At 57.6% G+C, this 10,713-nt stretch carries 12 protein-coding genes; 4 read left to right on the forward strand and 8 right to left on the reverse strand.

Features of this window, described 5'->3' with window-relative positions:
* The first annotated feature begins 26 nt into the window (after positions 1–26).
* A complete protein-coding gene (locus tag QT231_RS22035) occupies positions 27–1,187 on the forward strand; it encodes an aminotransferase class I/II-fold pyridoxal phosphate-dependent enzyme (RefSeq protein ID WP_308338938.1) in 1,161 nt (386 codons plus the stop codon).
* On the forward strand, positions 1,187–1,915 hold the full coding sequence (gene sfsA / locus QT231_RS22040) for a DNA/RNA nuclease SfsA (protein WP_308338939.1): 729 nt from the start codon (positions 1,187–1,189) through the stop codon (positions 1,913–1,915). The genes QT231_RS22035 and sfsA overlap by 1 nt, the downstream gene beginning before the upstream one ends.
* A 212-nt stretch (positions 1,916–2,127) precedes the next feature.
* On the opposite strand, the gene QT231_RS22045 is transcribed toward sfsA, so the two are convergent.
* The 6 genes from QT231_RS22045 to QT231_RS22070 all read right to left on the reverse strand — a co-directional run bounded on the left by QT231_RS22045 (position 2,128) and on the right by QT231_RS22070 (position 6,768).
* Positions 2,128–2,577 carry a DUF4426 domain-containing protein gene (locus tag QT231_RS22045; RefSeq protein ID WP_308338940.1) on the reverse strand — a complete coding sequence of 150 codons (450 nt, stop codon included), beginning with the start codon at positions 2,575–2,577 and terminating at the stop codon, positions 2,128–2,130.
* A 39-nt stretch (positions 2,578–2,616) separates the two neighbouring features.
* Complete coding sequence (metW, locus tag QT231_RS22050) at positions 2,617–3,210, reverse strand: methionine biosynthesis protein MetW (RefSeq protein ID WP_308338951.1); 594 nt, start codon at positions 3,208–3,210, stop codon at positions 2,617–2,619.
* The gene (locus QT231_RS22055; RefSeq protein ID WP_308338941.1) at positions 3,210–4,436 is read right to left on the reverse strand and encodes a homoserine O-acetyltransferase; all 1,227 of its coding nucleotides are present in this window, start codon (positions 4,434–4,436) and stop codon (positions 3,210–3,212) included. Before QT231_RS22055 ends, metW begins: the two co-directional genes overlap by 1 nt.
* An 86-nt stretch (positions 4,437–4,522) precedes the next feature.
* Positions 4,523–5,116 (reverse strand): YggT family protein, encoded by a 594-nt coding sequence (locus tag QT231_RS22060; RefSeq protein ID WP_308338942.1) that lies wholly within the window; start codon positions 5,114–5,116, stop codon positions 4,523–4,525.
* Between the two features lie 57 nt (positions 5,117–5,173).
* The gene (gene proC / locus QT231_RS22065) at positions 5,174–5,998 is read right to left on the reverse strand and encodes a pyrroline-5-carboxylate reductase (protein ID WP_308338943.1); all 825 of its coding nucleotides are present in this window, start codon (positions 5,996–5,998) and stop codon (positions 5,174–5,176) included.
* A 53-nt stretch (positions 5,999–6,051) separates the two neighbouring features.
* On the reverse strand, positions 6,052–6,768 hold the full coding sequence (locus QT231_RS22070; RefSeq protein WP_308338944.1) for a YggS family pyridoxal phosphate-dependent enzyme: 717 nt from the start codon (positions 6,766–6,768) through the stop codon (positions 6,052–6,054).
* A 32-nt stretch (positions 6,769–6,800) separates the two neighbouring features.
* Between QT231_RS22070 and QT231_RS22075 the strand changes: the two genes are divergently transcribed.
* Positions 6,801–7,844: a type IV pilus twitching motility protein PilT gene (locus tag QT231_RS22075; protein WP_308338945.1), complete on the forward strand. Its 1,044-nt coding sequence runs from the start codon at positions 6,801–6,803 to the stop codon at positions 7,842–7,844.
* Positions 7,845–7,882: 38 nt separating this feature from the next.
* Here the strand turns inward: QT231_RS22075 and QT231_RS22080 are convergent, their stop codons facing one another.
* Positions 7,883–9,022: an anhydro-N-acetylmuramic acid kinase gene (locus tag QT231_RS22080; RefSeq protein ID WP_308338946.1), complete on the reverse strand. Its 1,140-nt coding sequence runs from the start codon at positions 9,020–9,022 to the stop codon at positions 7,883–7,885.
* A gap of 141 nt (positions 9,023–9,163) precedes the next feature.
* Here QT231_RS22080 and tyrS point away from each other — a divergent pair, with 141 nt between their 5' ends.
* Entirely contained in the window at positions 9,164–10,363 is a 1,200-nt protein-coding gene (gene tyrS / locus QT231_RS22085) for a tyrosine--tRNA ligase (protein ID WP_308338947.1), read from the forward strand.
* Between the two features lie 121 nt (positions 10,364–10,484).
* On the opposite strand, the gene QT231_RS22090 is transcribed toward tyrS, so the two are convergent.
* Positions 10,485–10,713, reverse strand: a 229-nt coding sequence (locus QT231_RS22090; RefSeq protein ID WP_308338949.1) for a hypothetical protein, incomplete at its 5' end; no start/stop codon positions are given.

Genomic DNA, 10,713 nt, shown 5'->3' on the forward strand with positions numbered 1-10,713 from the left:
AAAAATGAATAGATGAAGGAGCCGTTATGGCCTGGAATTCGCGTGTCGATCACGTTGCCCCTTTTCGGGTCATGCATTTGCTGGAAATGGCCCAGGCACGGGAAGCCGCCGGCCACGATGTGATTCATCTGGAAGTGGGTGAGCCGGATTTTGCGACCCCAGCGCCGATTATTGCGGCCGGGCAACAGGCACTGGCCAATGGCCATACCCGCTACACGCCCGCGGCTGGCTTGCCTGCACTGCGTGAGGCAATCGCCAGCCACTACGCCGAGCACTTTAATGCCTCGGTGGATCCGGCGCGTATTCTAGTAACGCCAGGGGCGTCAGGAGCATTGCTGTTGGCCAGCCAGCTACTCGTCGAAAGCGGCTCGCGGGTGCTGATGGCCGACCCGAACTACCCCTGCAACCGCCATTTTATGGCCCTGGCGGGTGCGAAAATTGATGCGGTATCCGTGGGGCGTGAGAGCGGCTGGCAGTTGGACGCTGATCTGGTGACGAAGCATTGGCGTGAGGAAACAAGCCTTGCGATGCTGGCGTCGCCCTCCAACCCCACCGGGCATACGCTGAGCGCGCAGCAGCTCTCAGCCGTGCTCGCAGCGGTTGCCGAGCGTGAAGGCGAGGTGATTATCGATGAGATCTATCAGGGCCTCAACTACGACGATGCGCCGTTCTCGGCAACCTCGCTCTCCGACAACGCCTTTGTGGTGAATAGCTTCTCAAAATATTTTGGCATGACTGGCTGGCGCTTGGGCTGGCTGGTGGCGCCGGAGCATGCGGTGGAGCCGTTAACACGGCTGGCACAGAATATGTTTCTGGCCGCGCCAACGCCTTCACAGCACGCGGCTATGGCCGCTTTTACGCCTGAATGCCGTGGCATTCTTGAGCAGCGCCGCGAAACGCTAAAAGAGCGCCGTCAGGTGCTGTTGGAAGGATTGGCGAGCCTGGGGCTGGCGCCGGATCTACCACCCCAGGGGGCGTTCTATCTGTGGCTGGATATCTCCCGCTACAGCCACGATAGCCAGGCCTTCTGTGAACGCCTGTTGCAGGAAGAGAACGTGGCTATTACCCCCGGTATCGATTTCGCCGTGCGCGGCGGTGAGTATCATGTGCGCATTGCCTTCACCAACGAGGTTGCCCGCCTGGAAGAGGCGGTGGCGCGGATTGCCCGCTTTGTGAGCAGGCTGTGATGCTCAACTACCCCGAGCTTGTGCCAGGCACGCTACTCAAACGTTATAAGCGCTTTCTAGCCGATATTCGTTTAGATGATGGCCGAGAGGTGGTGGCCCACTGCCCCAATACCGGCTCAATGAAGGCGGTGAACGTGCCGGGGTGCCGGGTATGGCTGTCGCCCAGTGACAACCCTAAGCGCAAGCTTGCCTGGACGTGGGAGTTTATCGAGCTACCGCAGGCCGACGGACAGCTGGCGCTTGCCTCGGTGCATACCGGCCGCGCTAATCGCATCGTGGAAGCGGCGCTGGAGGCGGGTTCGTTGGCAACCTTGGCAGGCTACGCCACGCTGCGCCGAGAGGTAAAAGTAGCCGATGCCCGGCTCGATTTTATGCTGGACGATCCAGAGCGGGGGCGGGCGTATATCGAGGTGAAGCAGGTCACCCTCAAAGAGCAGGATGGCCATGGCTACTTCCCCGATTCGGTCAGCGTGCGCGGCACCAAGCATCTGCATTCGCTGCGCGTGCTGGCAGAGCAGGGCGAGCGGGCGGTGCTGCTGTTTTGTGTCGCCCACGAAGGCATTGCAGATGTGGCCGCTGCTGCGCATATCGATGCCACTTACGCAGCGGCCCTGGCAGAGGCCGCTGCGAGCGGAGTGGAAGTGCTGGCTTATGGCATTGAGGTTGTGCGGGAGCAGGCGCGCCCCATTAGGGTGGGATTAACCCGCCACCTGCCTGTGCGGCTGTAAATAGATCAAGCTTTGCCTGCGTTGGAATGTAACCAGTGGCAGTGGGTAGTTGTAAGCAAGGGTCTTTCGCCATGGCCGGAAAATATTCCCTTTAATTCCGGCATTCACGCCATCCATGGCGGTCAGGTGGCGAAAGTAGCGCCCAAGGATGGGTTTACAGCGCCCTTGCGTCAATCTGCCCACGGCTCATGTCGAGAGCTATACAGAAGTGCCTAGCGATCAATATAAAAACGCTGAATAAAGTTCACTGGCTCGGGTGCCGCGTTGCGGTCGTAGCGCACGCTTAGCTCAAAGCGCATGTTTTCATCGTCGCGTATGGTAAATGGTGCCAGGTGGTAGGTGGCATCGCCGTCGTGCACGGTGCGGAAGCTGAGCGACTCTTGGGTACCCGTCAAGCCGCTAACGTGGCCCTGTACGCTGGCGTTAACCGGGCGGGTGCTGCCATCCTCCTGGCGCTCGCGAACGCTTACATTAACCAGGCCGCGGTTGGCACTGCGCTGGAGGTTATGCGCCTGGGCTACTTCTGGGGTCAAAAAGCTGCTATTCACCGCGCTGTAGTGAATTTCGTAATCGCCAACCCGGGCGAACTGCTCCGCGTGGGCCCCAACGGCGGCGAATAGTGTGCCGACAAGGGCGGCACTGATCATTAATCTACGTAGCATGGCGTGGCTCCTTGGGTAATAGTTAAACACGCTGCACACCTAGCGGCGGCGAACGCGGAAAATGGCAATTTCACCAAACAGGTTGGGCCATAGCCGCGATTTCCAGTGTCCTTGATGATCCCCCACGCCCACCGCACGATCAACAATCACCAAGCCCTTTTCCCGGCATAGATGCTCGAAGTCGTTGAACGTTGAAAGGTGAATGTTGGGCGTGTCGTACCAGGCGTGGGGCAGCGATTTGGAGACCGGCATATAACCGCGCAAACCCAAATGCACACGGTGGCGCCAGTAGGCGAAGTTGGGGAAGGTAATGATGCCCTCTTCGGCGACGCGCAGCATTTCATCGAGCATCTTGTCCGGGCGGCGTAGCGCCTGCAGCGCCTGGGTCATGATCACCTGATCGTAGCTGTTATCGCAGAAGCTGCTTAAACCGTCATCCAGGTTGTGCTCAATCACGTTGACGCCACGGGCGAGGCAGGCATTGATCCCTTCATGGTCAATTTCCAAGCCGTAACCGGTCACGCCTTTACTGCGTGCCAGCGTCTCCAGCAGTTCGCCGTCGCCGCAGGCGAGGTCGAGCACGTGCGCGCCTTCGGGCACCCAGTCGTAAATCAGTTCTAGATCGGCGCGCATCATGGTGTCTCCTCTGAGCTCGTTCCCACTTTGCCCACTTCATCATCGCCCATTTCCGCGAGCTTTAGCTCCCGAGCAGCGCGACTCATAAAAGCGCTGAAGATGGCGTCGTAGCGCGGCGCTGAAAGTAAAAAAGCATCGTGCCCATGGGGGGACTCGATGTTGGCATAGCTGACTGACTTGCCTGCCCGGGTAAGCGCATCGACAAGCTCCCGGGAACGCGAGGGCGGAAAGCGCCAGTCGGTGGTAAAGCTGACAATCAAAAACGGGCACTGCGCTGGGGCCAGGGCTTTGGCTAAGTCGCCCCCCTGGGGGGCGGAAGGGTCAAAGTAGTCCAGTGCCTTGGTCATCAGCAGGTAGGTATTGGCGTCAAAGGCAGTGGAAAACGTGTCGCCCTGATAGCGCAGATAGGACTCGACCTGGAACTCAACGTCGAAGCCGAAGTTAAGGTCATCGCTGCGCAGGTCGCGGCCAAATTTGCTGCCCATGGCGTCTTCCGACAGATAGGTGATATGCCCCACCATGCGCGCCAGCTTTAGGCCACGCTTGGGCACGGTGTCGTGCTCAGCGTACCAGCCGTCAAAGAATTCAGGGTCAGAGCGAATCGCCTGGCGAGCCACTTCGTTAAAAGCGATATTTTGCGCCGAGAGCCGGGGCGTGGCGGCAATCACCACCGCGTTGGCCACCCGCTCTGGGTAGGTCATCGTCCACTGCAGTACCTGCATGCCGCCCAGGCTGCCGCCCACTGCCGCCGCCCAGCGCTCAATCCCCAGGTGGTCGGCAAGGCGTGCCTGGCTGGCTACCCAGTCGCTTACCGTGACCATGGGGAAATCAGGCCCCCACTGGCGGCCAGTGTCAGGGTTGTGGCTGACTGGTCCGGTGCTGCCGTGGCAGCCGCCGAGGTTATTGAGTGAGACCACAAAAAAACGGTTGGTGTCGATCGCTTTGCCGGGGCCGATATGGGCATCCCACCAACCGGGCTTGCGATCCTCTTCGCTGTGATAACCCGCGGCGTGGTGGTGGCCCGACAGCGCATGGCAAATCAGCACCGCGTTGGTGTGCTCAGCATTAAGTGTGCCGTAGGTTTCGTAAATCAGCTCGTAGGCGGGCAGCACTTTGCCGCAGGCGAGGGCGAGCGGCGTGTCGAAGCGTGCCACGTGCGGGGTGACCAGACCGACGGAGCCCGCCGGACGGTCTGCAAACGCATGCGTATCTGAATCAGGCATTGAAGGCGCGAGTCCTGCTAAAAAGTACGTCTAAATGAATCAAGCTGAAGAGATCCATTGCAGAAAGAGCTGGCAGACAGCCGTGATCAGAGACCGACCAGCGCCCCTGAAATGCCCGCCGCACGAATCAGTGCGCCGACCACCAAACTATCGACCAGATTAATGGCGATAAACACCACGATAGGCGAAAGATCGATCATGCCCAGAGGGGGGATCACTTTGCGTACCGGCGCCATAATGGGCTCCACCAGCTGCATCACCAGCAGCGCGCCTGGGTGGCTGGCGTTGGGCGCTACCCAGCTTAAGATGATCATCACAATCATGGCGAAGAAGTAGATTTTTAAAATTGCATTCGCCAAGGCCGCTACACCGGCAATCATCAACCCGGCAATGGGTGGCATGCCTACGCCAATCACCATGAAGATGGCGATGATGCTGACCACTTTCAATACAAAACCTGCCGCTAACGTCGCCAGGTCGAAGCGGCCCGCAACGGGGCCTAAAAAGCCTTGAAACAGGCCCACTACTGGCTGAGTGATCTTAACCACCGACTGGCTTAACGGATTGAAGTAATCCGCCCGCGACGCCTGCAGTAGAAAGCGCAGCATGAGTAAAAACAGATAAATATTGATCAGGGTGTTGACCAGCATTAACCCTGCACTGCCCAGTTCGTTGCCCATTATAGAGTCTCCTTGATGATCCGTAGCTTAGCGGCTGCGCTCGCCGAATGGCTGTATTTAGCTGCCGCTCAATTCCTTGGCCATTGCCTGGGCACGATCGGCGCAGGCCTGCATAGCGTCGGCAATCGTGGTGCGCAATTGTGCCTCTTCCATATGTTGAATGGCACGTTCGGTGGTGCCCCCCGGCGACATGACGTTCTGTTTCAATGTGGCGGGGTCTTTATCGCTTTGCTGCGCCATAGTGGCCGCGCCCAGCGCGGTTTGAATCGCCAGGCGGCGCGCGGTGGCGGCAGGTAGGCCGAGCTTGACCGCCGCTTCTTCCATGGCTTCGAACATCAGAAAGAAGTAGGCCGGGGCGCTGCCGGAAACAGCGGTCACTGCGTCTAACAGGGCTTCTTCTTCCACCCACTCGACAATGCCGACCGCTTCCATCAGTTGGGTAGCCACGTCGCGCTGGGCGTCGCTAACTTTGCCATTGGCGTAGAGGCCGCTGGCGCCATAACCCACCAGCGAAGGCGTATTGGGCATGCAGCGCACCATGGCGTTTTGGCCGCCTAGCCACTGGTCGATAGTGTCGGCATCCAGGCCTGCCGCAATCGAAATCACCAACGGCTGCTGGCGCTGAACGCTATCGCGCAGGGCTTCGCATACGCTGCGCATAATTTGCGGCTTCACCGCGAGCACCACCACATCGGCCTCAGCCACCGCCGCGTTGTTGTCGGTGTCGGTATTAATGCCTAAGCGCTGTTTAATCGCTGCCAGTTCGCTGTCGTTCGGCGCGGTGGCGGTAATAGTCGAGGGTTCAACGCCGCTGTCGATCAGGCCGCCGATAATGGCGCTGGCCATGTTGCCGGCCCCAATGAAGGTAATCTTATTCGCCATGGTAGCTGTCCTTAAATAAAAGTATGTTCAGTGAAAAGCGGGCGGCTGTCCGCCTAAGCCGATTGGCGGGCGCCGAAAATTGCGGTTCCCAAACGCACCAGCGTGGCACCTTCCAGTACCGCCGCCTCCAAATCGTCGCTCATACCCATTGAGAGCGTATCCAGGGGGGCGTTCGGCAAGCGGCTTTGTAGGGCTGCTAAAGCCTCACGCAGCGCTGCCAAGGGCTGGCGCTGGGCTTCTATACCCTCTGCCGGGGCGGGAATCGCCATCAGACCGCGCAGATGCAGATTAGGCAACGTGGCTACTTCGTCGGCCAATGCCTCCAGCTCTTCGGGCAGCACACCGGCTTTGCTCTCTTCGCGACTGATATTAACCTGCAGGCAGATATTGAGCGGTGCAAGGTGTGCTGGACGCTGTTCGCTCAGGCGTTTGGCAATTTTTAGCCGGTCAACGCTATGCACCCAGTCAAAGTGTTCGGCCACTGAACGGGTTTTGTTGGACTGCAGCGGCCCGATGAAATGCCATACAATGCCGTCAAGGTCAGCCAGCTCAGTCTGCTTCTCCAGCGCTTCTTGCAAATAGTTTTCACCGAACTCACGCTGCCCCAACTGCCAAGCCTGACGAATCATCGCCGCTGGCTTGGTTTTGCTGACCGCCAGTAGCTTAGCTGCATCCTGGGCCCGCCCTGCGCCTTCTAATGCGTCACGCAGGCGTTTAAGCGCCTGAGCGTATGAATAGTCGAGTGACTCGTTAAGCGCGATGTCTGTCATACTCAAGCACCTTACCGCAGCTGGGAAGAGAGATGGATATTACCGAACTGCTAGCATTCTCGGCAAAGCAGAATGCCTCTGACTTGCACCTTTCGGCCGGTTTGCCACCCATGATACGTGTTGATGGCGACATTCGTCGGCTCAATGTGCCCGCTATCGACAATAACGACGTGCGCAAATTGATTTACGACATCATGAATGATCGTCAGCGCCGCGACTACGAAGAGCACCTGGAAATTGACTTTTCCTTTGAAGTACCGGGGGTGGCGCGCTTTCGTGTCAATGCTTTCACCCAAGCCCGCGGGGCGGGGGCGGTATTTCGTACTATTCCCAATCAAGTGCTCTCCATGCAAACCCTGGGACTCGGCGAGGTGTTCGAGCGCCTGGCGATGTTGCCGCGGGGGCTGGTGTTGGTGACCGGGCCGACGGGTTCGGGCAAGAGTACTACTCTGGCAGCGATGATCGATTACATTAACGATCATCGTTATGAGCACATTCTCACCATTGAAGATCCCGTTGAGTTTGTCCACGTGAGCAAGCGCTGTTTGATTAACCAGCGCGAAGTGCACCGCGACACCCACAGCTTTGCCGACGCACTGCGTAGCGCCCTGCGCGAAGACCCGGATGTGATTCTGGTTGGCGAGCTGCGCGATCTTGAAACCATTCGACTGGCGTTAACCGCGGCTGAGACTGGCCACCTGGTGCTAGGGACGCTGCATACAACGTCTGCCGCCAAGACAGTCGACCGGATTATCGATGTCTTTCCCAGTGAAGAGAAAGCCATGGTGCGCTCAATGCTGTCGGAATCGCTCCAGGTGGTGGTGTCGCAGACGCTTCTAAAGCGTGAGGGTGGTGGCCGGGTGGCGGCGCACGAAGTACTGATTGCGACCTCGGCGGTGCGCAACCTGATTCGTGAAGACAAAGTGGCACAGATGTACTCCGCCATTCAAACCGGTGGCAGTTTGGGCATGCAAACCCTGGATGCTGCACTAACTCGGCTCGTTAAAGAGGGCGTGGTGAGTTTGCAAGAGGCGCAGCTGAGTGCGAAGGGCATGCTGGCATTAAAAGATGAGTAGCGAAGGCTCAATGCCAATCGCCAGTTCAGGCTCATAGGTTAGCAAGCATAAATACCACCGAGTACCCGTGGACCTTGTGCGCCGGTGACCGAGGGCAGGTTACCAGGCAGGTGGTGCAAGCGCTGGTGAGCCAGCCAAGCGAAAGCCCCCGCCTCAATCCAGTCTTCAGGCCAGCCGTACTCTGCTGGTGAAGTGAGCGTTGCGCGCGGGAGGTGGTAGGCAAGGCGCTGCATTAAATAGCCATTGTGGGCGCCCCCCCCAGCGGTGATCAACGTGAGGGGGCTGTCATCGATCTGCAGTTGTTCAACGCCTTGAGCGATGCTGACGGCGGTGAGCTCTGCAAGCGTCGCCTGCACATCGGCAGCCGCTTCCTGGCCGCTGAGGTGCCGTTGTAGCCACTCCAAATGGAATAACTCGCGCCCTGTGCTTCTGGGTGGCGGTTGCTGGAAAAACGGTTCTGATAACAAACGAGCTAACAGCGCTTCATCTACTTTACCGCTAGCAGCCCAATCGCCGTTCTGATCAAAGCGGCCGCCTTGATGTAACGAGAACCAGCCATCCAATAAAACATTCGCGGGGCCTGTATCAAATCCAATTACTGGATCGGTTGGCTGGCTGGAGAGCCAAGTGAGATTGGCAAAACCGCCCAGGTTAAGCACCAGTTGATGTGCGTCTGCTCGGCCAAACAGCGCCTGATGAAAGGCGGGTGCCAACGGTGCGGCTTGACCTCCAGCGGCTAAGTCGCGGCGACGAAAATCGGCCACGACCGTGCTGCCGGTAAGCTCTGCCAGCAAGCTAGGGTTATCCAACTGAAGCGTATAGGCTGGGCCGCCGTTATGGCCTTTAGGGGCGTGCTCGATAGTTTGGCCGTGGCTGCCGATGGCGCTGATCTGCTCCAATCCTACTGAGAGCGTTGCCAATAGCCGCTTTACCGCTTGGGTCTGGCATTGGCAGAAAGCGTGCTCTGCTGCTGCTAGCTGGGCAAAACTCACCTGCTCTGCATGACACAGTGTGAGCAGCAGGCGATGTAATTCATCAGGCATAGGTTCGGCGTGGGTTGCCAACAGGCGGGGTGGTGAATCATTTTCGATGGCGATAAGCGCTGCATCGATACCATCCAGGCTGGTGCCGGACATTAAGCCAATATAGTAAAGCGGCGAAGCGGAAGGCGTTTTCATAAGCGAACTCGTACAAAGCGGGACTAAAGCTAAGCTAAGGCTAAACCAGGGCTCAACCAAGGCGAGCGAGCATGGTAACATCGTCGACTATTTATCACCTGAGCCCGGTATGGGCGGTTCTGATTATAGTGGAGAGAGGCAATGAGTGAGGTGGATCAGGCTTTAGCGCTGCTGTCGCGGGGTACGCATGAAATCCTGGTAGAGGATGAGTTAAGAAAGAAGCTGGCTTCAGGCCGCAAGCTGCGTATCAAAGCGGGTTTTGATCCTACTGCTCCTGACCTTCACTTGGGACACAGCGTGCTGTTGACCAAAATGCGTCAGTTTCAGGATTTGGGGCACACGGTTATCTTTCTGATCGGTGACTTTACCGGCCGTATTGGTGACCCCACCGGTAAGAACGTAACGCGTAAACCGCTCACTGAAGAAGACGTTAAAGCCAATGCCGAAACCTATAAGGAGCAGGTGTTTAAAATCCTTGATCCTGAAAAAACTGAAGTGCGCTTTAACGCCGAATGGTTTGGCGAGCTCTCCGCCGCCAAAATGATTGAACTGGCGGCGCAAAGCACCGTTGCACGCATGCTGGAACGGGACGACTTTGAAAAGCGCTACAAAGCCAATCAATCCATTGCTATCCACGAATTTCTCTACCCGCTGGTACAGGGCTACGACTCGGTAGCGCTTGAAGCGGATGTGGAGCTGGGTGGTACCGACCAGAAGTTCAACCTGCTGATGGGGCGCGAGATCCAAAAGCACTTCGGTCAGGAGCCCCAGGTAGTCATCACCATGCCACTGCTGGAAGGGCTCGACGGCGTGCAGAAGATGTCGAAGTCGTTGGGCAACTACATTGGGGTCGATGAGGCACCGGGCTCCATGTTCAACAAGCTGGTCTCCATGCCGGATAGCCTAATGTGGCGATACTTTGAGCTGCTCTCTTTGAAATCAAATGAAGAGATTGAGGCGCTTAAGCAGGATGTCACCAATGGTGCCAACCCCCGTGACGTCAAAATGGAGCTGGCGCGTGAACTGATTGCCCGCTACCACGGGGACGAAGCAGCAGCCAATGCGCATAAGTCAGCGGGGAACCAGTTGGCCGATGGCGAACTCCCAGAAGATCTGCCGGAAGTCACGGTCGATTTTGAAGGCAGCGAGCAAGCGCCCATCGCCGCGGTACTTAATAGAGCGGAGCTTGCGAACAACAGTGCTCAAGCCAAAGATATGCTGGGCAATGGCCGCGTCAAAGTCGACGGTGAAGTGGTAGCTAAAGACACTATGCTGGCAACAGGCAAGAGCTATGTGATTCAAGCTGGCAAGAAGCGTTACGCCCGTGTGACGCTTATTTGAACTTTCTGTCAAAAAGCTCTTGCCAACCCGTCAGCGAATCCGTAAAGTACGCATCCGCTGCCGGGGACGCCAAGCGTTACCAGCGGTACATAAGGTGTAAAAGCCTTGGTTTGTCAGGCAGTTAACGCTTTTTCGAAAGCAGGCGGTTTGAGATGTTAGTGAGTTCGCATCGACAACAACGCCCTTGACAACCACCAGGAAGTGCGTAGAATACGCCTTCCTTGCTGAGGCAAGCCAGTTCAACGGTTTGCAGGATGGTTTTAATCACCGCCGCAGCGAAACAGCTCTTTAACAATTTGATCAGGTAATTCATGTGGGCGCTTGCTGACGTTGGTGACAAATCACCAAAT

It is taken from the genome of Halomonas sp. SpR1, from assembly GCF_031010175.1.
Taxonomy (GTDB): domain Bacteria; phylum Pseudomonadota; class Gammaproteobacteria; order Pseudomonadales; family Halomonadaceae; genus Vreelandella.